Origin of the sequence: Campylobacter concisus (assembly GCF_003048985.1) — a bacterium.
Lineage (GTDB): Bacteria > Campylobacterota > Campylobacteria > Campylobacterales > Campylobacteraceae > Campylobacter_A > Campylobacter_A concisus_AY.
In genome coordinates, this window is record NZ_PIRS01000014.1 from 1 (window position 1) to 23,909 (window position 23,909).

The window sequence follows — 23,909 nt, forward strand, 5'->3', positions numbered from 1 at the left end:
GTGAAGGAATAAATATGATAAATCAATCAGTTGCTCAAATAGATAATCTAACAAAAGAGAATGTTGTAATAGCCAACCAAGCAAATGAAGTAACATCAGAAGTAGATGAGATGGCTAAAGCTATAGTTGAAGATGTTAGGAAAAATAAATTTTAAAACATTTCTGGCTTAGGGTTTTAAATAAACTAAAATTTGTTTAATGAAAAACTACTCAATAAACCCCAACCTAGTTTAAACTGTGTTGGGGTTTAATAATATTTTTAAATCCTATACCTTGAATTTAACACTCAAGAATTATCTATCAAATTTTTAAAATTCCATTCACTCGCAAGAATTGACTACTAAAATTTGGCTTCGCTTGCCGCTTAGCTCAAATTTTAGAGCCGAAATTACTCGTTCATAAATTTTTAAAATTTGCCTGACTTCTTTTGGCACACTTGCCTATACACTTTACAAGCTTGTGTAAATTTCTGTCATTGCGCTAAATTTAAACAAATTTTAATAGATAAATGCCGATAATTAGGGCTTTAAATCACCTTAAAGGATAGACATGAAAAAGATCTTTGCTCTTTTACTGACAGCTTTTGTTGCTCTTTGTGCAAACGAGCTAAAATTTGGTACTGCGGCAAACTACCCGCCATTTGAATACATCGATGAAAACAACAAAATAACAGGCTTTGACATCGATTTGATAGACGAAATCTCAAAGCGTGCTGGCTTTTCATACAAGATCATAAATATGAGCTTTGATGGCCTCATCCCAGCGCTTAAAGCTGGCAAGATAAATGGCATCATAAGTGCGATGAGCGCGACTCCTGATAGACTAAAGTCGATTGACTTTACAAAGCCATACTATCTAACTGAAAACATCTACCTAAAGAAAAAAGGCAACGACGCTTTAAAAGCTAAAGAGGAGCTGGCTGGCAAAAAAGTAGGCGTGCAACAAGGCACCATCCAAGAGCTAGCTGCAAATGCGATAAATGGCGCAAAAGTAGTGCCTTCAGAAGATACTGTGCCACTCATCATGGGGCTAAAAGTTGGCAAATTTGACGCAGTCATCCTTGATAGCTCGATCGGCTATGGCTTTATCAAGAAAAACCCTGAAATAGAGGCATTTTTCAAAGAGGTTGATGGTAGCGAGGGCTTTTCAATAGCTTTTGACAAAAACAAAGAGAGCGAGCTTATCGCTAAGATAAATCAAATTTTAGATGAGATGAAAAAAGACGGCAGCTACGACGCACTGCTTAAAAAATACGAACTAAAATAACACCTCCCAACTAGCCTGCAAATTTAGCAGGCTAGCTTTATCTTGCATTTTAAAATTTATACTAAAATCCGCTTTTACATAGAAATTTAAAGGACGGATTATGAGAAAAATTCTGCTACTTTTGTGCCTAGCGCTTAGCCTCTTTGCCTTGCAAAATGACAAAGATATGCTAAGCGGTGAGCTAAAAAACGGGCTTAAATACTATATAAAAGAGAATAAACTCCCACAAAATACAGCCATCTTTTACCTAGTCGTAAACTCAGGCTCGACTGATGAGAGAGATGGCGAGCAGGGGCTTGCGCACTTTTTGGAGCACATGGCGTTTAATGGCAGCCGTGACTTTAGCAAAAATGAGCTCATTAAACAGCTTGAGAGCCTTGGGGTTAAATTTGGCGCTGATCTAAACGCGCAAACGAGCTATGATCAGACGAGCTACACGCTAAGCATAAATGTAAATGAGAAAAATTTAAAAGACGTTTTCAAGGTCTTTTCAAACTGGATCGATGGCGTAAAGATCGACGCAGGCGAGCTTGATAAGGAGCGAGGCGTCATAATGGAGGAGGAGCGCCAGCGAAACACGCCAGCATATAGGCTCTATCTTGCCCAGAGCAAGGACATCTTTGCTGGCAGCATCTATCAAAAAAGAGTGCCTATAGGCGATATGAACGTGATAAAAAGCGTAGATGCTAAGCACATGCAAGAGTTTTACGAGAGGCTCTATCAGCCAAGATTTATGAGCTTTGTGGCAGTTGGCGACTTTGATAAAAACGAGATAAAAGCTCTGATAGAGAAAAATTTTAGTGCAGCGAAAAATAGCAACTCTTACGTTCATCCAGATAAAAGCATCGCTTTTAAAGATGGGCTAAATATCTTTAACTACGATGCAAACGAGACGGCAGCTCAGTTTGTGAGGCTTAGTTTTTTTGATAAATTTAAGCCAGTTTCAAACGAGGCTGATGTGAAGCGAAATTTAAAAGATGCGCTAATAGCTAGCCTTATAAATATGCTTTATGAGCAAAAAAATGCAAATAATTCATCAAATTTAAGTGTTGATTTTATGGCGCAAACGCTTCAAGCAAAGCAAAAAATTTATAGCTTTGAGGCAAATGTGATCGGAGATGATTTTAACGCTAGCCTTAAAGATATGTTAAGCGTTTTAAAGGGCATTGAGAAATTTGGCTTTAACAAAGGCGATTTTAGTGATGTGAAAAAGGCGTTTGTGGCAAATGTAGAGGCTAAATTTAAACGCTCAAAAACTAAAAAATCAAGCGTTTATGCAAGTGAAATTTTAAATATGATCGAAAATGGAGGCTTTGTGCTAAGCGACGAAGATAGCAAAAACCTTAGCCTAAAGCTCTTAAACGAGATCACGCTTGAAGATGTAAATGCGAGATTTAGGCAAATTTTAGCCATACCTGATGAGCGTGTGAGGGTCTTTAGCAAAGATGGCTTTAAGCTTAGCAAAGATGCTTTTTTAAAGCTAAAAGACGAAGCAAAACCTTACGATACAAATTTAGCTAGCCAGAGCCTAAATAAGAGCCTTGGCAATGAAAATTTAGAGCCAAAAGATATCCTTTCTAGTGAATTTGACCAAAAGCATGGCATATACACTTATAAGCTGCCAAATGGCTCGCAAGTCATCTTTAAGCCACTAGCCACCAAAAAAGATAGCATCTTGTTTGCGGCCATTAGCAAGGGTGGCACTTCAGATCTAGCTGATCCTAAGCTTGGCGGCTTTGCGGTTGCGCTCACAAATGAAAGTGGCGTTGGCAAATTTAACAACTACGAGCTATCAAAGGTGCTAAACGATAAGATAGTAAGCTACGAAAAGAGTATAGAAGCGCTTACACAGGGCATTTACGGCTCTTCAAGCAGTGGTGATCTTGGCTCGTTGCTAGCTGTTATAAATTTAGAGTTTAGCTCGCCAAGAGCCGATGCAAACGTGCTTGAGAGGATAAAACAAAGAGCAAAAGATGAGCTAGCTAAAGAGCAAAATTTGCCTGAATATAAATTTAGCACCGAATTTAGCAAGTTTTTTTACGAAAACAATAAGCGTGTAGCGCCCATTGAGATGGCGCAGATCGACGCGCTAAAGCTAAATGAGCTAAAAGCTATCATCAAAGATAAATTTACAAACGCAGCCTCATACACCTTCGTAATCATCGGCGACACCGACGAGGAGAGGCTTTTGCCACTTGTTAAAAAGTATATTGCTACCTTGCCAAAGCTTGGCGAGGCTGAAAATTTTAAGGATGATGGCGTGCGAAGCATCAATGGAGAGCACACCTTTAAAAGAGAGTATCAAAGCACAAAAAGAAGCGATGTGAGCGTGGATATAATAAATTTAGATACAAAATACAGCTTCAAAGAGGTGATCAAGCTAAGAGCACTAAGCTCGGTCTTAAAAACGGCGCTTCGTGAAAAGATCAGAGAGGACAAAGGCCAAACATACGGCTTTAGCCTAAACGCGAAGCTCACTCGCTATGCGTATGAGCACTCAAAGGCGGTGATCGGCTTTACTTGCGACCCTGCAAACACGGACAAGATCATCGCCGAGATAAAGGAGATAATAGCTAGTATCAAGCGTGATGGCGCGCTCTTGCCAAAACATTTGGAGGATTTTAAGGCGCAGAGTGAAATTTCTATAAAGAAAGATTATGAAAAGCCTGAGTTTTGGCAAAATCTCATCATCTCAAATAAAATTTTTAACACGCCACTTTACACGGCTGATGAGTATATAGATGCGGTCAAAGCGCTCACAAATGACGACATCAAAGAGGCTGCTAGGCTATATCTTGATGAGAAAAATATGGTGATAAGTATAAATAATCCGAAGTAGAAATTTGGGGGACAGCTGGCTAGCTCTTTAAATTTAAGCCTGAATATAAATTTATGGAGCTAAGCTGGCTCTTTAAAATTTAAGATTAAGTAGAAATTTGAGTAGCTAAATCAGTCCCCAGAAATCTAAGCCTAGGCAGAAATTTGAGAAGTCAAGATGGCTCTTTAAATTTAAGTCTGAGTAGAAAAATTTGGGGCTGGGCTAACTCTTTAATTCAAATTTAAATAGAAATTTAGAGAACTAAGCCAGCTTCAAAAATTTAAGCAAAATAAATTTAGCGCGCCAAGCCAGCCCCAAAATTTAAACCCTAAAGCTAAGCCAGCACATCCTTTGGCTTTAGCTTGTTTAGCTTTTGCACCAGATCATCAAAACTCGCGCCATTTTCGACCTCGCGCCTGATAAATTCCTCAAAAAACTCGCGTTTTATATCCTTGTCCGTGTAAGTCACGCTCTTTTTGGTAACTTGCATAGGCTTAAATTTCTCTTCTTCTATATCTTCGTCGCCATCTTCTCTAACTGACACAAGGGCGATATTTTGCAGCACATCAGCGATATTTTCGCCCTTTTCATAGCTTGTTTTTAAAAATTTCAAAAACTCATCTTTGCTGTTTTTGTCAGCATAGCTTACACGCTGCGGCGTCGCTTGACCTATGATTTCTATGCGTTTTTTAGCCGATGTTTGCTCGTAGTGCAAGGCACCGTCTTTAAAAGAAATTTTCACATTTGCATGCTCGCCAAGTATCCTTTCGGCGGTAAATTCCAGCCATTTGTCTTTAAAATCGTCGATACTTAGATCAGAGTCTAGCAAATTTCTAGCCTCACGACTTAGATGAAGTACGCCAATGTCGTGATTGATTAGAGCGCCAAGAGCATTGGTGACGTTAGTAGATATTTTGTAAGTTTTATTAAACTCATCTACGCTAAATCCGTTTTTCTCGCTAGTGATGATGGAATTTAACCTCCAAAGCTTCGTGCTATCAACGAAATTTTTAAGGCTAGCAACTTCGTCTTTACCCATAGAACTATCAAGCCCGTTTATCTTGCCCCAGATAGAAATTTTATAATTTGACGAGTAGCCAGAGAGTGATAGATGCTTGATGTCTAGGGCATTGGGAGAAATTTTTACTTTGCCTAAATTTGCGATAGTTGTTGGCTGCTTATTAAAAGTGTCTTGATAGTTAAAGCTTTGATTAAATCCATTTAGTGCGTTTATCATGTCAAATCCTTTAACACTATATCGGCAAATGGATTTAAATTTTAAATGGATTATTTTTTATTGCGGTATTTTTCGAAAATGGCGATCATCTGGTGCGAGTCTTGCGCGACTTTGAGCTTGTTTGGGTTTTTGCTAAGTAGCTCTTCTCTTAAAGCGTCGATGAACTCCTTATCCTTTTTGCAGGCTTCAAGGCTCACACGTCCTCTAAGTATAGCCATAAACATAATATCGGCAGTCGCGTTTATCATCTCAAGCATCTTTTCTTCGCTCATTTTTTTAAATTTTGTCCTTTTTTAAGCAAATATTATTCCTTTACGCTTACAAAATTTATTATTTTCACCTCTTGGCTCTCTTTGCAAGCCTCCAGCGCAGCCGCATTTTTCACCATGTGAGCGCTCTTCATGTGCTCTTTTTGGCTCTCTAAATTTTCCCAGCTCTCCATAAAGCAGTATTCGCTTTTAGAGCCTGCAACTACGCCACACTCGTAGCTTATGCAGCCTTTATCTTTTCTTGAAGCTGGCACGATCTCTTTTAAAATTTCTTCAAATTTCGCCTCGCATCCAGCTTTTAATTTTACATTTACATAAAATCCTACCATTTCTTATCCTTTAATATTTTTTGGCTAAAATAACGCAATTTAGACGCAAGTTTGCGTATTACATTACAAGGCCTTTTCATGACTAGATGATACAAAATACTAAATTTATAACTCATAAAACCAACCAAAAACAATAAATTTAACCAAAATCGGAGAAAAAATGAAAAGACGAGACTTTTTAAAGCTTGGTGCCTTAAGTGCAGCAAGCCTTCAGGCAAAAGAGCTTGACGGAGCAGCTCAGGCGCTCTTTGACAAGCAAAGCGGGCTAAGTGCGAACAAATTTGGTCCATTTTATGTAAAAACTATCGCAGGCCGCGTGGTTGAGACTGAGCCGTTTGAGGGCGATGCATGCCCAAATGAGCTAAACAACGCACTTCTTGATCATATCCAAAATGAAAGCCGTGTAAAATATCCATTTGTTAGAAAGAGCTTTTTGGCTGACCCAAACAACCCAAAGCCAGAGCTTCGTGGCAAAGAGGAGTTTGTGCGCGTGAGCTGGGATGAGGCGATAAAGCTAAGTGCGAAAATTTTAAAAGAAAATTTTGATAAATACGGCGCTGAAGCGATCTACGGACAGGTTTATCAGTGGGGTAGCCTTGGTAAAGTCGGTCACAGCCAAAAGACCGCAAAGAGGCTACTTAACGTGCTTGGCGGATATGTAAATGAGCTTGGTGGCTACTCATACGGCGCAGCGACTGTCATCATGCCTCACATCACTGGCTCGATCGATCCAACACTAGCGCCAACAAAGTGGGAGGCTATCTTAAAAAATGCCAAAACGATCGTATTTTGGGGCACAAACCCAGTCGTTTCAAACAAGATCGCCATTGGCGTGCCACTTCACAACTCATATAAATACTACGATGAGATCAGAAAAAAAGGCGAGAGCGGCGAGATGAAAATTTATAGCGTTGATGTTTATCACAACGAAAGCGCAAGATATTTTGGCGCAAAGTACCTTGAAGTCGTGCCTTGCACCGATACGGCGATGATGATAGGTATGTGCAACTACCTTTTTGAAAAAGGGCTTTACAGCAAAGAATTTATAGAAAAGTACACCGTTGGCTTTGATAAATTTAAAGAGTATATGCTTGGTACAAAAGACGGGGTCAATAAAAACCTAGCTTGGGCAAGTAAAATTTGTGGCGTGAGCGAGCAGGAGCTGGCGAAATTTAGCGAGGATCTAGCTAAAAATGACTCAGTCATAGTTAGTGGCTACGCCATCCAAAGGCAAGATCACGGCGAGATGGCGTATTGGGCTCTTGTGACGCTAAATGCGATGCTTGGACACATCGGCAAAGAGGGTTGTGGCTTTGTCACAAATGACGGCATGCACAAAAACGCCGATGAAAGCTTCATAGCGCCTAAACTAGCGGCTTTTGAGACGAAGGTGCCACAAAAATTCATTGATAGTGGCCTTGTGCCAAAGACCAAGGGCTACGAGCTGCCAAACTCAAGGCTCATAGACGCGCTTTTAAGCCCTGGCAAAGAGATAACTAGAAATGGCAAGAGCTACAAGCTACCAAAGATCAGAGTGATGTTTAACGCCAACGGCTCGACATTTACAAGACATCCAGAGACCAACAGAGCGATAAAAGCTATGCAAAAAGTTAGTGCGATCATCACTTGCGAGCCATTTTGGACGAGCACGGCGAAATTTAGCGACATCGTCCTGCCAGCTGCGCTAGAGTGCGAGCGAACGGATATCGAAATGGCAAACTCAACTAGCGAGTATCTCTTTGCCATTAAGCCGCTTGTTGCGCCATTTGGCGAGAGCAAAAGCGACTTCGAGATCGCAAGGCTCATCGCAAAAGAGTGGGGCAGGGAAGAGGCATTTAGCGAGGGCAAAAGCGAGCTAGAGTGGGTCAAAGAAATTTACGAAGATGCCGTTAAAAAGGCTGCTGGGCTTGGGTATGAGAGCATGCCAAGCTTTGATGAGTTTTGGGATAAGGGTTATTTTAGATTTGACAAGGTCGATGAGAAAAAACGCTACTTTACAAACTACAAGAAATTCCGCGACGACCCAGTGGCAAATCCGCTAAAAACGCCATCTGGCAAGATAGAAATTTACTCTGAAACGGTCGCTGGCTTTGGCTATGATGACTGCCCACCGCATGCGACGTGGCTTGAGCCGTTTGAGTGGCTAGGCGCAAAAAATAAAAAATACCCTATCGCCATCAGCGGCGCGCACTCTAAATTTAGACTTCACTCGCAGCTAAATAACTCCGTGCTTCGCCATTTTAACGAGATCGCAGAGCGCGAGCCAGTGCTCATAAACCCAAAAACAGCCGAAGCTAGAGGGATAAAAATGGGCGACGTAGTGAAAATTTACAACGACAGGGGAGAAATTTTGTGCGGTGCCTTTGTGACCGAGGACGTGCCACAAAACGTCGTCATCGTGAGCGAGGGCGCTTGGTACGACCCAGATGTGCCAGGCGAAAAGAGCCTTTGCTTGCATGGAAATTTAAATGTGCTCACAAAAGACGTGCCATCAAGCAAGATGAGCCAGAGTAACACCGCTCACACGAGCCTTGTCGAGGTCGAGAAATTTAAAGGCACGCCAAAACGTGTCAGGGCGTTTGACGCACCAAAGATCGGCGCAAGAAAGGCCTAAAAGTAACACTTTGAAATTTTAAAGTGCCAAAAGCTATCCTTTTTTAAATAATTAGAGTTAAAATCTAAGAAAAAAGAAAGGATAGCTCATGAAAATCACTGAAATAGACACTCCAGCACTGCTTATAGACAAAGAGATAGTGCTAAAAAACTTAGACAAAATGCAAAAATACGCTGATAAATTTAACGTAAGCTTAAGACCACATACCAAAACGCACAAGATGCCATACTTTGCAAAACTGCAAGTAGAGTGTGGGGCAAAGGGCATCACGGTGGCAAAGGTGGGCGAGGCTGAAGTGATGGCAAAAGAGGGGCTAAGCGACATTTTCATCGCAAATGAGATCGTCACAAGGCAGAAATTTGCTCGCATCATAGCCCTTGTAAGATCTGGCGTTAAAGTGAGCTTTGGCGTCGATAGCGTGGGCGTTTTAAGGCTCATTGATGAGGTATTTGGCGAGGCTGGCGAGATAGCTAGGCTACTTGTCGAGATAGAAGTTGGTGAAAACCGCTCGGGCGTCATAGAAGAGGGCGATTTTAGAGCTTTGATGGGCGCTTTTAAAGAGTGCAAAAATGCGAAATTTTGCGGTGTTTTCTCGCATGATGGCCACTCGTACAAGGCAAAAGATAAGCGCGAGTGCGAGCAAATTTTTAAAGTAGCAACCAAGAGAACGCTAAAATTTGCTGATATCGCGCGTGAGTTTGGGTATGAAAATTTAACCGTTAGCATCGGCTCGACGCCGTCGCTGACAAATGATTTTGAGATACCAAAAGGCGTTACGGAGCTTCGTCCTGGCACATATATATTTATGGATGCGTCGCAGGCAAATGCCTATGGCAGCTTTGATATGAACGCTGCTAGCGTGCTTAGCGTCGTGATCTCAAGGCCGACTGCGACCCGCACGATCCTTGATGCTGGAGCAAAGGCGCTAACCAAAGAGAGACGCAGCGAGGGCTTTTGCACGACGCCTGGCATGGGGCTCATCGCAGAGCACGAGGTGTGGATAGATAGCCTATTTGACGAGCATGCGATCATCTTAAATGAGAAATTTGCAAAAAGCGTGCGCGTGGGCGATTTAGTACGTATCTATCCAAACCACATCTGTCCGGTGGTAAATTTGTATGACTACGCCTATCTCGTAAGTGGCGATGAGGTCTGCGAAAAAGTGCCAGTTTTGGCAAGAGGTAAGATAGAGTAGGGATTTGCTTTGGGTTTTATGTAAAAAATTAAATTTTAAAATTCAATAAAGCTTTTTTGCAAATTTTAAACTTTCATTCACTCGCAAGAATTGACTACTAAAATGTGGCTTCGTTTGCGGCTTAGCTCAAATTTTAGAGCCGAAATTACTCGCTCATGAAATTTTAAAATTTGCTTGATATTTATCTGACTTCACAAGGCAAATTTGCAAATTTTAAACTTTCACTCACTCGCCTTAGCAGACTACTAAATCTAGGTCTAGTAGCCACTCGCCACTAAATTTAGAGCCGTGATATGCCAGCTCTAATTTTAAAATTTGTCTGACACTTGCCAGATGATAAACTGCATGCAGTGCGAAGCACCATTGCATGCCCCTCTAACGTTGTAGGGGTTAGGGGATTGTTAAGGGGGAAGGGAGCGACTTCGTAATTCAAGCCTCTTCCCCCTTAACAAAGAAGAAAAAACTTTAAATTTCTAAAAAACTATTTTGCAAATTTTAAAATTTAACTCACTCCTAAGAATTGACTACTAAAATTTGGCTTCGCTTACAGCTTAGCTCAAATTTTAGAGCCGAAATTACTCGTTCATGAAATTTTAAAATTTGCTGGAGTCTCAATAAAACGCAAGCAATGTAAAGCCCCATTAAACATCCTTTCATGCTCGTATCAAATTTTCAAACACATTTTAAACCAAATTTCACTCTTATAAACGCCGTCTAACTTTTAAGTGTTATAATTACGGCAAAATAACGATTTTAAGGAGAAAGTATGCGATCACGCATAATCACTGGCGTTTTGTTGTTTGCCTTATTTTTAATTATTGTATATACAAACAATCCTTATTTAAATTACACATTACTTGGCGTCGTTTATTGTTTCGCATTTAAAGAATCATTAGATCTTTATGGCATAAACAATAAAAAATTAACCTATGCAGCGCTTATTATTTATGGATTTCTACCTTTTACGGATCCGATCTTTTTATCAATAGTAGCAGTTGTATTTGTTGCTTCTGTTTTAGCTTATCAAAAAAATGAAAACTTAAAGATAGTGGCACCTTTCATCTATCCTACTATACCTATTCTTATGATGTGGATGCTTTTGCAATATGGGATTGAGTACCTTGTATGGCTTATATTAAGCGTAGTTGCGAGCGATAGTGGCGCATTTTTTATTGGCAAAGCCTTTGGTAAGCACCCATTTAGCCCAAGCTCACCAAACAAGACCATCGAAGGTGCAGTTGGCGGCGTGATACTAGGCACGGTAGTTGGCTGCATAGGCTGCATAGTTGGAGATTTCGTATCAAAAGGCTTTTTTCAAATTCTATTTTCAAGCTTTTTAGTCTGCGTCTTTGCGGTCTGGGGAGATCTCTTTGAGAGCTATCTAAAGAGACTTTGTGGTGTCAAAGACAGTGGCTCGCTGTTTCCAGGACACGGCGGCATGCTTGATAGGATAGATGGCTATTTATTTGGCGTTGTTGCGCTACTTTGGTCGCTATCGTGGTAATACTTGGCTCAACTGGCTCGATCGGCAAAAATACTTTAGCGCTCTGCGAGAAATTTGACATTAGCGTCGAGGCGCTAAGCTGCGCTAAAAACGTAGCTTTGCTAAATGAGCAAATTTTAAAATTTAAGCCAAAATTTGTCTGCGTGGGCGATGAAAAGTTAGCTAAAAATGTAAAAAACATTGAAGCTAAAAACATCTTTTTTGGCGAGGCTGGACTGCTTGAGATGCTTGAAATTTCAAGCTCAAAAAAGGTGATAAACGCCCTTGTTGGCTTTGCTGGGCTTGCTCCTAGTCTAAAGACGCAAGCACTTGGCAAAAGGCTGGCACTTGCAAATAAAGAGAGCCTTGTAGTTGGTGGCAAGTTTTTAAAAACAAGAGAAATTTTGCCCATTGATAGTGAGCATTTTGGGCTTAAATTTCTACTAGAAAACAAAAGTCCTGCCAAAAAACTCATCATCACAGCAAGCGGCGGGGCATTTTATAAAAAGCCGATCAAATTTCTAAAAGATGCCACGCCGTCTGACGCGCTTAAACACCCAAACTGGGATATGGGCGCAAAGATCACCATTGATAGCGCGACGATGACAAACAAGCTTTTTGAGGTGATGGAGGCTTACTGGCTTTACGGCATAAAAGATATCGAGGCCGTGATAGAGCCAACCTCGGCCATCCACGCCGTAGTCGAGTTTATCGACGGCTCAAGCACGATGCACCTCTCGCGCGCTGATATGAAGCTAGCCATTTCGCATGCTATCTTTGAAAAAGTTGAGCAAAATATCGTCTCACACGCAAATTTACTTGATCTAAAAAATATCAAATTTCACAAGATCAGCCTTAAAAAATATCCAGTCTTTTCTCTAAAAGATGAAGTCTTAGCTAGTCCTGATCTAGGTGTCGTCATAAACGCTGCAAACGAGGTTGGAGTGTTTAGCTTTTTAGAGAAAAAGTGCTCATTTTTGGATATATCAAGGCTCATTTTAGGTTCAGCAAAAAAATTTAAGAGTCTTAAAATTTCAAGCGTAGATGAAATTTATGAAGTTGATAAAGAGGTTAGAGAATACGCAAAAAGGATGCTAAATGCAAAGGTATGAGGGGTATAAATTTGATCTTAAGCAAAGCTTGATCGGTGTGCAGTTTTTATTTGTCGCCTTTGGCGCGCTCGTGCTCGTGCCTATCCTTACGGGGCTTGATGCAAACGTAGCACTCTTTACAGCTGGCCTTGGCACGCTGCTTTTTCAGCTAATAACTAGAAAAAACGTCCCACCGATCTTTCTAGCAAGCTCGTTTGCCTTTATCGCTCCACTTCAGTACGGCATCGAAAAATGGGGCATACCAGTGACTATGGGCGGCGTTATATTTGCTGGATTTTTCTACGTCGCGCTAAGTCTTGTGGTTCGCTTTGGCGGAGAGAAAATTTTGCATAAAATTTTGCCTCCAGTTGTCGTTGGTCCAGTCATCATGACCATAGGTCTGATACTAGCTCCAAATGCCGTCAAAATGGCTACTTCAGCTACTGAGGCTTACACTCAAAACGTAGCGATGATCGTAGCAGCCACATCGCTTATCGCCACTATCGTTGTCATGATGCTAGGACGGGGGATGTTTAGGCTCATACCGATCCTGCTTGGCATCATCGCTGGCTACATCGTGGCTTACTGCTTTGGCATGGTTAATTTTAGCGCCATCGCTAACGCTCCTTGGTTTAGAGTGCCAAGTTTTAGCGCACCAAAATTTGAACTCGAAGCGATCATCTATATGATACCTATCGCCATCGCCCCAGCGATCGAGCACATCGGCGATATGCTCGCTATCTCAAATGTCACAAAAGAGGATTTTTTGAAAAATCCAGGGCTAAAAAACACTCTTTTAGGCGACGGCCTAGCCACCTCGCTAGCTGCTGCCTTTGGTGGTCCGCCAAACACCACCTACTCAGAGGTCACAGGCGCGGTTAGCCTTACAAAAGCGTATAATCCAGCGATCATGACCTTTGCAGCGATCACTGCTATCGTGCTAGCCTTTATTGGCAAGCTTGGCGCGGTGCTCTCGAGTATCCCAGCGCCAGTCATCGGCGGCATCATGCTGCTACTTTTTGGCATCATCGCAAGCGTTGGCATGGAGACACTTATAAAAAACAGAGTCGATCTTGCCGATCCTAGAAATATGATAATCGTAGCTCTCATCTTCATCTTTGCCATCGGTGGCATGGTGCTTGACCTTGGAGCTGTTAAATTTTCAGGTATCGGACTTGGCGCGGTTACTGGTATAGTTTTAAATTTGCTTTTACCAAAAACAAAGCATTATGAAGGATATTAATGCGTAAATTTAGACTTTTTTTAGCAGTTCTAGCGGCTGCAAGCCTTGCAAATGCAAGCGCACTGGACTATGCACTTATCAAAAAAGGTGAGCCAAGTAGCAATACTATGCTCTTAATCGGTGGCATACAAGGCGACGAGCCAGGCGGCTTTTTGGCAGCTTCTATCGTGGCGACTGACTATAACATCACAAAAGGTTCGCTTTGGGTCGTGCCAAATTTAAATTTCCCAAGCATCATCGAGCGAAGTCGCGGCACAAAGGGCGATATGAATAGAAAATTCGCCCACGTCGAAAAGGACGATCCAGACTACAACTCAGTGATGAAGATAAAAGACGTCATCACTGACAAAAACGTCACTCTCATCTTAAATTTACACGATGGCAGCGGATATTACAGAGATAAATTTATAAGCAAGGACGAAAATCCAGACAAATGGGGCAACACCTGCATCATCGACCAAAGCACACTGCCAGGCTCAAAGTACCCAGAGCTTGAAACTATCGCCTCAAGCGTAAAAGACGTGCTAAATAAGCACCTTATAGATCCAAAACATCAGTATCACGTCAAAAATACGCACACAGCGATGGGCGACAAAGAGATGCTAAAAAGCCTCACCTATTACGCGATCACGCAAAACAAGTCCGCCTTTGCAAACGAAGCTAGCAAAAATTTAAACGCCGAGCAAAGGACATATTACCACCTAGTAGCGATCGAAGAGTATATGAAAAAGGCTGGTATTAGTTTTACTAGGCCATTTGAGCTTGATGTAAAAAGTGTGAAAAAAGCGATCGAAAAAGAGATCAGACTTGAGCTATTTGACAGCTACGCTCTTAGCCTTAAAAATTTAAAACCTGTGATAAATTTCGTCCCGTTTAAAAAGGGCGAGCTAAACTACCACTCGCCAAATCCGCTAATCGCCGTCATAAAAGAGAATGACACTTACAAAGTGCAGTATGGCAACCGCTCTGTTACAAAGCTAAAGCCACAATACTTCGAGTTTGCAAAGCCACTTGATAAAATTTCTCTTTTGAGCGATGGCAACGAACAGGTGCTAAAAAGTGGCGACAAATTTAGCGTCAAAAAGAGCTTTAAAGTAAAAGCACTCAAAAACGTGCGCGTAAATGTCATAGGATATGGCACAAAAAGCGTTGATGAGAGCGAGCAAGAGATCGATAAAAACAGCCTAAACAAAAGCTATAGCATAGATAAAGATGGCAAAATTTACCGAGTTGAGTTTTACAAAAGCGAAAATGGCAAAGAGAAATTTGCTGGCATGATACTAGTGGAGTTTAGATGATACTTGGCATAGAAAGTAGCTGCGATGATAGCTCTGTTGCACTCATAGATGAAGGCACGCTGGAGCAAATTTATTATAAAAAGATATCGCAAGAAGAGGAGCACGCTATCTTTGGTGGCGTGGTTCCAGAGCTTGCAGCGAGGCTTCACACAAAGGCACTGCCAGCGCTTTTAAATGATATCTTGCTAAATTTAAAAGATATAAACGCGATCGCCGTGACAAACGAGCCAGGGCTAAGCGTGAGCCTAATAGGTGGTGTGAGCATGGCAAAATCGCTAAGTATCGCCCTAAATATCCCACTAATCGCCGTAAATCACCTAGTTGGCCACATCTACTCGCTTTTTTTAGACCGTGAGGCCACCTTTCCACTTGGCGTTTTGCTAGTAAGTGGCGGACATACGATGATTCTTGAGATTGACAAAAATGGCGAAATCACAGAGCTTGCAAGCACTAGCGATGATAGCTTTGGCGAGAGCTTTGACAAGGTGGCAAAGATGCTTGATCTTGGCTATCCAGGCGGTGCTGTGGTGCAGCAAAATGCACTTTTGTGCGAGGATAAAGATAGGTTTAAATTTACCGTCCCACTTCTTCACGACAAACGCCTTGAATACAGCTTTTCAGGGCTTAAAAACCAAGTCAGGGTTGAAATTTCAAAGCTTAAAACTATTACACAAAAAGATATCGCAGATATTTGTTACGCCTTTGAAAACACAGCCTGCGAGCACATTTTAAATAAGCTTGAAAAGGTTTTTAAGCTAAGAAATTTCAAGCGCTTTGGCGTGGTTGGCGGAGCGAGTGCAAATTTAAATTTACGCAAAAGGCTTGAAACTCTTTGCCAAAAAAATGAGTGCGAGCTTTTGCTAGCTCCACTTGCGTTTTGCTCTGATAATGCGATAATGATAGCAAGGGCTGGTCGTGAGAAATACCTAAAAAAAGAGTTTGTAAGCCACAGCGAACTAGCGATACATCCAAGGGTTAGCTTTAAGAAATTTGAAATTTCATTAGAAAAAACATAAAGTTTTTATGCTTAAATTTTTGATACCTTCATAAGTAAAAATTTAATAAAATCCCAAAATATCAATAAAAAGAGTCTTTATGGATGAGTTTTTAAAACAGGCTTGGCGTGCAAATAAAATTTATACAAATGCTGCTGCTAGCGTGCCATTTTACCCAGATCTGCTAGCTCTTCTTTTGGTTTGTGACGAGAGAAATTTAGATCAGTTTATGGCGCTTGATGAGTTTAGAGCGGTGCTAAAAAGGCTTAAGGTTGAGCTAGATATATTTAGCATACAAAGTGCGCAGCTTGCGACTCTTAAAGCACTAAACGAGGCTAAAATTTCAAGTGATGAGATAGTAAAATACCTAAGAATATTGCGCGATGAAAAGATCATAGATGATGAGAAATTTACCTTTTTAGAAAAGATCATAAGCAAAAACAAGGGCGCCAATGAGGCTAAAATTTCTCATACCAAGCCAAAAGATCACTTCCATAAAAACCTAGACTTTTTAAATGAGATAAACGAAAAAGCAAGCTTGCTTGATAGCGATAAAACATTTTTAGAGGCGCTTATGGCAGCCAAAAAAAGATCAAACGAAACGCTTTTTAACATAGCTGCAAGTGGCGTCATAAACTCTGGCAAATCGACCCTTTTAAACGCCCTTTTAAACAAACCCGTCCTTGGCGCTTCAAACGTGCCAGAAACGATAAATTTAACCATTTTAAAATACTCCAAAGATAGCTTTGCAAGGGTAAATTTTTACAGCATTGATGAGCTTTTAGCACTTGGCATACCAAGTGAAAATTTACCAAGCAAAAGCGTAGATATCGGCATAGATGAGATAAAAAGCTACACCTCTTCAAGTTCAAAAACAGCAAATCTCGTAAAAAGCGTCGAGCTTTATGACGATTTGGAGCTTTTAAAGGACAACGTCTGCATCATAGACACGCCAGGCATCGATGATGCGGTGGTTTTAAGGGAACAGATCACTACAAATTTTATGAAAAAGTGCGACCTTTTAGCCCACCTCATGAACGCCTCGCAAAGTGCCACGCAAAAAGACGCGCTCTTTTTAAAAAAATGCCTTGAAAACTCGCACATCGTAAGGCTTGCTGTGGTGCTAACTCACGCTGATGAGCTAAGTGCTAAAGAGCTAAACGAGACGCTAAACTACACTAAAAAAGCGATTGCTGAGCAGATAAATGGCGTTGAGATTGATTACTTTGCGCTTAGTGCAAAAAGCTTCTTAGAAGGCGCTGCAAATAGCGGTGTAGAGGAGTTTAAGGACTATCTTTACGAGGTGCTTTTTGGCAAAAATTCTAAAAAATCAGCCCTTGTCTTAAGCTCGTATCAAAAGGAGCTAAAAAACATCCTAAATAGCAAGCTTGAGGCCACTAAGGCTGAAATTTTGTTGCTCAAAGCTTATGAAGTGGAGCTTAAAAAGCTTCAAAATGAGCAGGCAAACGTCAAAAACGCACTTAGTGAAAATTTCTCTAAACTTGAAAATCTAACCAAAGACGAGCTTGCAAAGCTTGAAAGCAGCAACACCAAAAACATCTATAAAATGGGGCTTGAGACGCTTTTGCAAAACTTAAACGATAAGGTAAAAAGCGAGATAGCCTACTGCAAAAGCAAAAAGCAAAGCTTAAATTTAGAGCGCCTAGAACAAATCGCAAAAACGACGCTTCGAGACGGTGTGATAGCGCTTATGAGAGAGGCCAGAAACGAAACTTTGGTGCAAACAAGATCATGCGAGCAAAATATCGCTTTAAATTTTGATGATTATGTGATGAGCAAAGATGAGATTTTTAACATCAATGACTTTTTAGAGCAAATGGGCGTAAAGCTTGAATTTAAGGAGCTTTTAGCTGCATTTAGAGCTAAAATTTCAAGTGACGCAAGTGAAGCACTTTCAGGCTTAAAAGAGGGTTTGCCAAAAGATAAAAATATCTCTCAATTTTGTGAAATTTTAACTGACCACGAAAAAAACCGCCTTTTAAACCTCATAAAAACCTACCAAACCGCTCAAAAAGCCACGCTTGATCAGAGGCTAAAAAAGCTAGATCGTGAGCTAGAAAAGCTTAGCTCGCAAAATCAAAACTCACTTTTAAAACTAAAAGAGCAAAACGCCTTGCAAGATGAAATTTGCTCTCTTTTAGGGGAGCTAGAAAATGTTTAATGAGTTCATAAATGCCTATAAGGCGAGATATTTTAAGGTTTTTACAAGCGACTTTAAAGGCGAGCTAGCAAGGCTGGTAAATGAGCTAAATGATCCAAGCCTGCACGCAAGTGATGAGATAAAAGAGAGCCTAAATTTACTAATCGACACTCTAAATGAACCGCCTCTTATCGCCGTCATCGGTCAGTTTTCAAGTGGCAAATCAACATTTTTAAACGCTCTGCTTGGACAAAACATCTTGCCATCAGGCCTAACACCTGTCACAGCAAAGGCTGTGCGGCTAAAATTTGCAAAGATGCCGCTTCTTAGCGTGAAATTTACAAATGGCAACGAGAGCTTGCTAGCTAGCAGCGAACTTACAGAGCTAAACGCCATGAGCGAGCAGATAAAAAGCATGACACTTTATGCGCCAAGTGAAATTTTAAAAGAGGTAAATTTCATCGACACGCCAGGGCTAAACTCACTACGAGATGCCGATACAAAAGAGACCAAAAACACGCTAAAAAAGGTCTGTGGCGCGATCTGGCTAAGCCTCGCAAACAACGCAGCAAAGGCTAGTGAGCTTGAAAGTGTAGAAGAAATTTTAAAGACAAACGATCTAAAGGCGCTTTGCTTCATCAACCAAAAGGATAAGCTAAGCGAGGACGAGCTTGAAAGCTTGCTAAAGCACGCTAGGCAAACTTATGGCGAGCTTTTTGACGATATCATCGCCATCTCGTCAAAGCAAGCACTCAATGGCATCATAAATAAAAACAAGAGCGAGCTAGAAAGCTCAAATTTCACTAAAGCACTAAGTGCGGTAAAAGAGACGTTTTTAAACGCGAGCTTTAAAGAAAATTTCATAAAAGCAAGGGCAAAAAAGATAGTAAATTTTTTGATTATCGAGCAAGAAAATCGCCTTAAAGTTTATAGCGCAGCTGATGAAATTTTGGATAAATTTAATGCCACGCTTGAAGAAAAACTAGAAGCGATAAAAGAGGAGTTTAAGCCTAAAATCGCCCTGCGATACAGCGATATGAGCGAGGCTATCAAGCTTGCAAGCGATGAAGTTTTTAAGCTGCTTAAGCCATTTTCTAGGACAAAATTTAACCCAACAAAGACGCTTTTAAACAAAGAAATTTATAAGCGCGAAAATTTTGAGATGATAAGCCTTGACACGGACGAGGTCTTTTCAAAGCTCATCTACGAAGACGTCGTTTTTTCTAAATTTTTTAAACGCTATAAAAGAGATCTAAAAGAGCTTGAAAATGAGATCATATCGGCTTTTGATGAGCTTTATAAAAGCTTAGAAGATGAGCTTTTCGTTTATAAATCTCGCTACGAGAGCTTTAATCCATTTGATGAGTTTGCCTCAAACTACGAGACAAAATCGATAAATACCTACGCTGGCAGGACCTATGAGAATTTTTTAAGAGAGTATGAAAATGCCAAATTTAAGGCGACGCAAAAGATATCGCTCTTTTTTGAAAAGCTTGACGTAAAGGTCGCATCAAACTACGAAAATGCGCTTAAGCTCGCGGTTTATTTTCTAAAGCAAAAGATCGAAAACTCGCTAAATTCGCACCTGCAAATGGGCACGCCACTTTACATCCCAAGCGCAAAAGAGGTTTATGAGCGCATGCTAAATGCCTTTAGCTTGTATGAATTTGACGATCTTATGTGCTCAAACAACTCTTTTTTAAATAAAACTTTGCTTGATATAAAGACCGAATTTAATGAAATTTACGCCCAAAAAATAGCGATGCTTGAACGCCTAAAAACAAAGCCAAAAGAGCAAATATTAAAGCTAGAAAAACTGCAAAAGAGTTCGGTGATATTAAAGTGAAATTTGACTTCAAACTACACATGCGAGCATCTTGCAAATTTTAAATTAGCTAGCATATTTAAAAATTATTTTCCTCAAAAAAGTCGGTGTCGATCTTGCAAATTTCATATATCTGGCTTGTTTGAACGCCTACTTTATACTTTATCATTAGCTCAGCCAGTCTGTCGCCATCTATCAAGACTACGCTAAAGTTTTGACTATCTTTGGCAAACGTTTGGGCCTCTTTTGTAAATTTTGCTGTAGTGATAAAGACGCCTTTTTTGGTATTTTTGTTTGAGATAGCGCCAATAAACTGCTGTATCTCTTGCCTGCCTATATTGCTACCATCCTTATATCTCTTTGCTTGGATGTAAATTTTAGAAAGTCCTAGCTCATCTTCGTCTATTATGCCATCTATCCCGCCATCTGGTCCTTTGTTTGTAAGACTTCCAGTTCCATAGTCCATCCTCTCTAAAAGCTCTGTTACTAGATGTTCGAAAAATCTAGGCTCTTTTTCTAAAATGCTAGATAAAATTTCACTTTTTAACTCTTCTTTTATCTTTTCATATGCTTCTTTTAGGCTGTCGTCTGGTGTATTTTCTACTGCTTCTTTCTTTTCTTGTTTAATCTCTTGCTTATAAATTTCATCATACCAAGATATAAATTTCTCTTTTGCGTTCTTGCTGCTTATCAGCTCTTTACCAAAATTTGTTATAGAAAACAGACTTTTGCCAACTTTCTCAAGAGGCTTCATCTTTGGTTTTGCCTTTACCTGTGCGGTGGTTGCCAGATACGTTAGAGCCCAGTCGGCACGGTTTATATAAGTAGGTGTCCCTCTTTTTATCCTTTGCAAAAGATCTTCGTCGTTTAGCTTAAACTGGTTTATTATAAATTTGTAAATTTCACTTCTGTTTGTATTGTTATTTTGTGCTACAAATTCTAAAATGGGCAGCATCATCTCTTTATAACTTGGTATCATTTTATGTCCTAAAAAATGAAGTTGTTTGATGTCAAATTATATAAATTTTTTACCAAAAAAATTCTTGTTTTTACATTTTTATGGATATAATCACCACATGAAATATGTAAGCCTAACAGAGTTTTTCTCTGATAATATCAACTTATTTATGAACGTGATCGCTTCATTGTTTGCGGTATTTTTTTGCTTTAGTGTTGGCTTTGGTCTTTTATTTTTTATTACCTTGCCACTTGGCTATATAATGGGCATAGTCTTATCGTTTCCGATTTTAATATTTGTATTTTTCTTATTTGCAGCGCTAGATAATTGTATCTGTATCTTGGTCTCTGTTTGCAGAGTATTTAAATAAATTTGGGGCTTTTTACAGCCCCCTTGCTACTTTATAGCAGCCATTTTTCTACGCATATAAGCTATGCGGCTTTGAAGAGGTAGGTGTTTTGGGCAGTTGTCTTCGCAGCCAAGCAAAGTCATACAACCAAATACACCATCATCATCGCCGATTAGCTCGTAAAAGTCCTCGTCAGTTCTCTTATCAAGTGCGTCTATCTTAAATCTAGCAACCCTGTTTAGACCAACAGCGCCGATGAAATCAGGTCTCATGATAGCTGTTCCACAAGATGCGACACAAATTCCGCACTCTATACAGCGGTCAAGCTCGAAAACTTCTTGAGCGACTTCTGGCTCAACTTTCTCTTCAAGCTTAGAGATATCTGTCTCGTGATCTGTGTGTATCCAGCTCTCGACACGCTTGCTCATAGCGTTCATCCAGTTGCCAGTATCTACGCTTAGATCTTTTAGTAGCTTAAAGACTGGCAAAGGCATAAGCTCGATGACACCGCTTTCAAAGTCTTTTGTTAGAGTTCTGCAAGCTAGGCTTGGTTTGCCATTTACTAGCATGCCACAACTTCCACAAATTCCCGCACGACAAACAAAGTCAAAGCTAAGATCTGGATCAAATTTCTCGCGAATTTGATTTAACGCGATAAATAGCGTCATACCATCAGTTTCTTCAAGCTCATAAGTCGCAAAATGAGGCTTTGAAACTTTGCTTAAAGGATTGTATTTAAAAGCTTTTATGGTTATTTTTCTACTCATTTCCTATACCTGCTCTTTCATTTGGTGCTTTATATTTTGGTTGAAGGTCATAGTGCATCAAAGCCTCTTGAATTTCTTGTCTGCTCTTGCCTTCTGCTTGCATTTTCTCGCGAATTTCATCGACCTCTTTTTGGCGGATAGCGCTGTTTGGATGCTCGATGATATTTCCTTTTGCACCATAACCTCTAAATGCTGGCGGCATCTCCATCTTCATGATATCAAGTGGCTCATAAGTGATAGTTGGCATAGTGTCGCCTTCTTTCCAGCTTGTAAGCGTTCTGTTTAGCCAGTTAAGGTCATCTCTTTTTGGATAGTCTTCACGGCAGTGAGCGCCACGGCTCTCTGTTCTATCAAGCGCACCTTTTGCGATACAAAGTGCTAGTTTTAACATCTTTGGCACGCGGTAAGCCTCTTCGAGCTCTGGGTTGCCAAATAGTGCTTTGTTGCTTACTTTTACATCAAGTGACTCTTTGTAGAGTGCTTCAAGCTCTTTAACAGCAAGCTCTAGACCTTTGCCTGTTCTAAATATCGCAACGTGCTCCCACATTACCTCTTTCATCTTGTTTTTGATATCAAAGACGTTAAATTTACCCTCTTTTGTGACGAGGCTATTTAGATAGTCTTCTTGTTTTTTAACAAATTTCTCGATATCAGCTGTGTTTATCTCGATCTCGTGGCTAGCGCAGTAATCTGCAAAATAATCACCAACGATCATACCAGCAACGACTGTCTCAGAAACTGAGTTACCACCAAGGCGGTTAAAGCCGTGCATATCCCAGCAAGCAGCCTCACCAGCGCTAAATAGACCAGCTAGTGTTGGGCTCTCGCCAGTTGGTTTTGTCTTGATGCCACCCATTGAGTAGTGCTGCATAGGTAGGATCGGCGCCCAGCCTTTGCCACGCTGATGTCCTGTCTCATCGGTATATACTTCAGTGTCAGCAGGATCGATGCCATTAAAAATTTCGCAAATTTCTTGAACGTCACGTAAATTTTTCTCGATGTGCTCGCGTCCAAGGATAGAGATATCAAGCCAAACGTGATAGCCATAAGGGCTAGGTACGCCTTTGCCTGCACGGATATGCTCCATGATACGGCGGCTAACGACGTCACGGCTAGCTAGCTCTTTTTTCTCAGGCTCATAATCAGGCATAAAGCGGTATCCATCAACGTCACGTAAAATTCCGCCATCGCCGCGGCAACCTTCTGTTAAAAGAATGCCAGATGGGACGATCGGAGTTGGGTGAAACTGAACAGCTTCCATATTGCCAAGCTGAGCTACGCCAGTCTCAAGTGCGATCGCAGCGCCGATACCTTCGCAAACAACAGCGTTTGTAGTGTGTTTATAAACTCTACCATAACCGCCAGTTGCTATAAGTGTGCCTTTTGAAACATAAGCTGTGATCTCGCCATTTACTAGGTCACGAACGATCGCGCCGTAACAGCGATTATTTTGGTGTATCAAAGCGATCGCCTCTTTGCGGTCGTGAATTTCTACATTGTGCTTAAGCGCTTCGTTTGCAACAGCAAAAAGCATGGTGTGACCAGTTGCGTCAGCTGTGTAGCAAGTTCTCCACTTTTTTGTACCACCAAAGTCACGTGAGTGGATAAGACCATGAACCTCTTCTTTTTCAACGATAGTTGTCTTTTGAGCGTTGATGATAGCGCTTCTTTCACCTTTTGTGATCCTAGTCCAAGGCACGCCCCAAGCTGCAAGCTCACGAATAGCTTTTGGAGCAGTTTGACAAAACATACGTGCAACTTGTTGATCGCAACCCCAGTCGCTACCTTTTACTGTGTCAGCAAAGTGTACATCTTCGTTATCGCCTTCACTCATTTTAGAGTTACCAAGGCTTGCTTGCATGCCGCCTTGTGCAGCAGCAGAGTGAGAGCGTTTTACAGGGATGAGGCTCAAAACTACGGTACTTAAGCCCTTTTCTCCAGCAGCCACAGCAGCTCTAAGACCAGCTAGACCACCACCAATTACCAATGCGTCATAATATTTTACATTCAT

The 23,909-nt window shown here is 40.8% G+C and carries 18 protein-coding genes and 1 pseudogene; 13 read left to right on the forward strand and 6 right to left on the reverse strand.

Features of this window, described 5'->3' with window-relative positions; all coding sequences use genetic code 11:
• From CVS91_RS10730 to CVS91_RS09000, 3 genes and pseudogenes are all read left to right on the forward strand, one after another.
• Positions 1-155, forward strand: a pseudogene (locus tag CVS91_RS10730) (chemotaxis protein); the annotation flags it as partial.
• Between the two features lie 394 nt (positions 156-549).
• Positions 550-1,266, forward strand: coding sequence for a basic amino acid ABC transporter substrate-binding protein (locus tag CVS91_RS08995; RefSeq protein ID WP_087583725.1), 717 nt, complete (start codon positions 550-552; stop codon positions 1,264-1,266).
• A 100-nt stretch (positions 1,267-1,366) separates the two neighbouring features.
• A complete protein-coding gene (locus CVS91_RS09000) occupies positions 1,367-4,105 on the forward strand; it encodes a M16 family metallopeptidase (protein ID WP_107831661.1) in 2,739 nt (912 codons plus the stop codon).
• Between the two features lie 313 nt (positions 4,106-4,418).
• Here the strand turns inward: CVS91_RS09000 and CVS91_RS09005 are convergent, their stop codons facing one another.
• The 3 genes from CVS91_RS09005 to CVS91_RS09015 are packed head-to-tail and all read right to left on the reverse strand — an operon-like array spanning position 4,419 to position 5,919.
• Entirely contained in the window at positions 4,419-5,321 is a 903-nt protein-coding gene (locus CVS91_RS09005) for a hypothetical protein (RefSeq protein WP_107831663.1), read from the reverse strand.
• A gap of 50 nt (positions 5,322-5,371) precedes the next feature.
• Positions 5,372-5,593 carry a hypothetical protein gene (locus tag CVS91_RS09010; RefSeq protein ID WP_002941152.1) on the reverse strand — a complete coding sequence of 74 codons (222 nt, stop codon included), beginning with the start codon at positions 5,591-5,593 and terminating at the stop codon, positions 5,372-5,374.
• Between the two features lie 32 nt (positions 5,594-5,625).
• Positions 5,626-5,919, reverse strand: a complete 294-nt coding sequence (locus tag CVS91_RS09015; RefSeq protein ID WP_021084216.1) for a putative quinol monooxygenase — start codon at positions 5,917-5,919, stop codon at positions 5,626-5,628.
• A 160-nt stretch (positions 5,920-6,079) separates the two neighbouring features.
• Here CVS91_RS09015 and CVS91_RS09020 point away from each other — a divergent pair, with 160 nt between their 5' ends.
• The 9 genes from CVS91_RS09020 to CVS91_RS09060 all read left to right on the forward strand — a co-directional run bounded on the left by CVS91_RS09020 (position 6,080) and on the right by CVS91_RS09060 (position 19,845).
• Positions 6,080-8,533, forward strand: a complete 2,454-nt coding sequence (locus CVS91_RS09020; RefSeq protein ID WP_107831665.1) for a molybdopterin-dependent oxidoreductase — start codon at positions 6,080-6,082, stop codon at positions 8,531-8,533.
• A gap of 88 nt (positions 8,534-8,621) precedes the next feature.
• Complete coding sequence (locus tag CVS91_RS09025) at positions 8,622-9,728, forward strand: D-TA family PLP-dependent enzyme (protein WP_107831667.1); 1,107 nt, start codon at positions 8,622-8,624, stop codon at positions 9,726-9,728.
• A gap of 766 nt (positions 9,729-10,494) precedes the next feature.
• Positions 10,495-11,232 (forward strand): phosphatidate cytidylyltransferase, encoded by a 738-nt coding sequence (locus CVS91_RS09030; RefSeq protein WP_107831668.1) that lies wholly within the window; start codon positions 10,495-10,497, stop codon positions 11,230-11,232.
• Positions 11,214-12,323, forward strand: a complete 1,110-nt coding sequence (gene dxr / locus CVS91_RS09035) for a 1-deoxy-D-xylulose-5-phosphate reductoisomerase (protein WP_107831670.1) — start codon at positions 11,214-11,216, stop codon at positions 12,321-12,323. The genes CVS91_RS09030 and dxr overlap by 19 nt, the downstream gene beginning before the upstream one ends.
• Positions 12,310-13,545, forward strand: a complete 1,236-nt coding sequence (locus CVS91_RS09040) for a uracil-xanthine permease family protein (protein ID WP_107831672.1) — start codon at positions 12,310-12,312, stop codon at positions 13,543-13,545. The genes dxr and CVS91_RS09040 overlap by 14 nt, the downstream gene beginning before the upstream one ends.
• Entirely contained in the window at positions 13,545-14,843 is a 1,299-nt protein-coding gene (locus CVS91_RS09045; protein WP_107831674.1) for a M99 family carboxypeptidase catalytic domain-containing protein, read from the forward strand. The genes CVS91_RS09040 and CVS91_RS09045 overlap by 1 nt, the downstream gene beginning before the upstream one ends.
• Positions 14,840-15,859: a tRNA (adenosine(37)-N6)-threonylcarbamoyltransferase complex transferase subunit TsaD gene (tsaD, locus tag CVS91_RS09050; protein WP_107831676.1), complete on the forward strand. Its 1,020-nt coding sequence runs from the start codon at positions 14,840-14,842 to the stop codon at positions 15,857-15,859. Before CVS91_RS09045 ends, tsaD begins: the two co-directional genes overlap by 4 nt.
• A 79-nt stretch (positions 15,860-15,938) precedes the next feature.
• The gene (locus tag CVS91_RS09055) at positions 15,939-18,020 is read left to right on the forward strand and encodes a dynamin family protein (protein ID WP_107831678.1); all 2,082 of its coding nucleotides are present in this window, start codon (positions 15,939-15,941) and stop codon (positions 18,018-18,020) included.
• Entirely contained in the window at positions 18,013-19,845 is a 1,833-nt protein-coding gene (locus CVS91_RS09060; protein WP_107831680.1) for a dynamin family protein, read from the forward strand. Before CVS91_RS09055 ends, CVS91_RS09060 begins: the two co-directional genes overlap by 8 nt.
• Positions 19,846-19,903: 58 nt before the next feature.
• On the opposite strand, the gene CVS91_RS09065 is transcribed toward CVS91_RS09060, so the two are convergent.
• A complete protein-coding gene (locus tag CVS91_RS09065) occupies positions 19,904-20,803 on the reverse strand; it encodes a restriction endonuclease (protein WP_107831682.1) in 900 nt (299 codons plus the stop codon).
• Between the two features lie 97 nt (positions 20,804-20,900).
• On the opposite strand from CVS91_RS09065, the gene CVS91_RS09070 reads away from it, so the two are divergent.
• On the forward strand, positions 20,901-21,152 hold the full coding sequence (locus CVS91_RS09070) for a hypothetical protein (RefSeq protein WP_159071414.1): 252 nt from the start codon (positions 20,901-20,903) through the stop codon (positions 21,150-21,152).
• 26 nt (positions 21,153-21,178) lie between these two features.
• Here the strand turns inward: CVS91_RS09070 and CVS91_RS09075 are convergent, their stop codons facing one another.
• Both CVS91_RS09075 and CVS91_RS09080 read right to left on the reverse strand, forming a co-directional pair.
• Positions 21,179-21,898 (reverse strand): fumarate reductase iron-sulfur subunit, encoded by a 720-nt coding sequence (locus CVS91_RS09075; RefSeq protein WP_004317555.1) that lies wholly within the window; start codon positions 21,896-21,898, stop codon positions 21,179-21,181.
• Positions 21,891-23,909 (reverse strand): fumarate reductase flavoprotein subunit, encoded by a 2,019-nt coding sequence (locus CVS91_RS09080; protein ID WP_004317497.1) that lies wholly within the window; start codon positions 23,907-23,909, stop codon positions 21,891-21,893. Before CVS91_RS09080 ends, CVS91_RS09075 begins: the two co-directional genes overlap by 8 nt.

Coding starts and splice junctions, on each gene's coding strand:
- CVS91_RS08995 (WP_087583725.1), top strand. CDS start 550: ATGAAAAAGATCTTTGCTCTTTTACTGACAGCTTTTGTTGCTCTTTGT.
- CVS91_RS09000 (WP_107831661.1), top strand. CDS start 1,367: ATGAGAAAAATTCTGCTACTTTTGTGCCTAGCGCTTAGCCTCTTTGCC.
- CVS91_RS09005 (WP_107831663.1), bottom strand. CDS start 5,321: ATGATAAACGCACTAAATGGATTTAATCAAAGCTTTAACTATCAAGAC.
- CVS91_RS09010 (WP_002941152.1), bottom strand. CDS start 5,593: ATGAGCGAAGAAAAGATGCTTGAGATGATAAACGCGACTGCCGATATT.
- CVS91_RS09015 (WP_021084216.1), bottom strand. CDS start 5,919: ATGGTAGGATTTTATGTAAATGTAAAATTAAAAGCTGGATGCGAGGCG.
- CVS91_RS09020 (WP_107831665.1), top strand. CDS start 6,080: ATGAAAAGACGAGACTTTTTAAAGCTTGGTGCCTTAAGTGCAGCAAGC.
- CVS91_RS09025 (WP_107831667.1), top strand. CDS start 8,622: ATGAAAATCACTGAAATAGACACTCCAGCACTGCTTATAGACAAAGAG.
- CVS91_RS09030 (WP_107831668.1), top strand. CDS start 10,495: ATGCGATCACGCATAATCACTGGCGTTTTGTTGTTTGCCTTATTTTTA.
- CVS91_RS09040 (WP_107831672.1), top strand. CDS start 12,310: ATGCAAAGGTATGAGGGGTATAAATTTGATCTTAAGCAAAGCTTGATC.
- CVS91_RS09045 (WP_107831674.1), top strand. CDS start 13,545: ATGCGTAAATTTAGACTTTTTTTAGCAGTTCTAGCGGCTGCAAGCCTT.
- tsaD (WP_107831676.1), top strand. CDS start 14,840: ATGATACTTGGCATAGAAAGTAGCTGCGATGATAGCTCTGTTGCACTC.
- CVS91_RS09055 (WP_107831678.1), top strand. CDS start 15,939: ATGGATGAGTTTTTAAAACAGGCTTGGCGTGCAAATAAAATTTATACA.
- CVS91_RS09060 (WP_107831680.1), top strand. CDS start 18,013: ATGTTTAATGAGTTCATAAATGCCTATAAGGCGAGATATTTTAAGGTT.
- CVS91_RS09065 (WP_107831682.1), bottom strand. CDS start 20,803: ATGATACCAAGTTATAAAGAGATGATGCTGCCCATTTTAGAATTTGTA.
- CVS91_RS09070 (WP_159071414.1), top strand. CDS start 20,901: ATGAAATATGTAAGCCTAACAGAGTTTTTCTCTGATAATATCAACTTA.
- CVS91_RS09075 (WP_004317555.1), bottom strand. CDS start 21,898: ATGAGTAGAAAAATAACCATAAAAGCTTTTAAATACAATCCTTTAAGC.
- CVS91_RS09080 (WP_004317497.1), bottom strand. CDS start 23,909: ATGAATGTAAAATATTATGACGCATTGGTAATTGGTGGTGGTCTAGCT.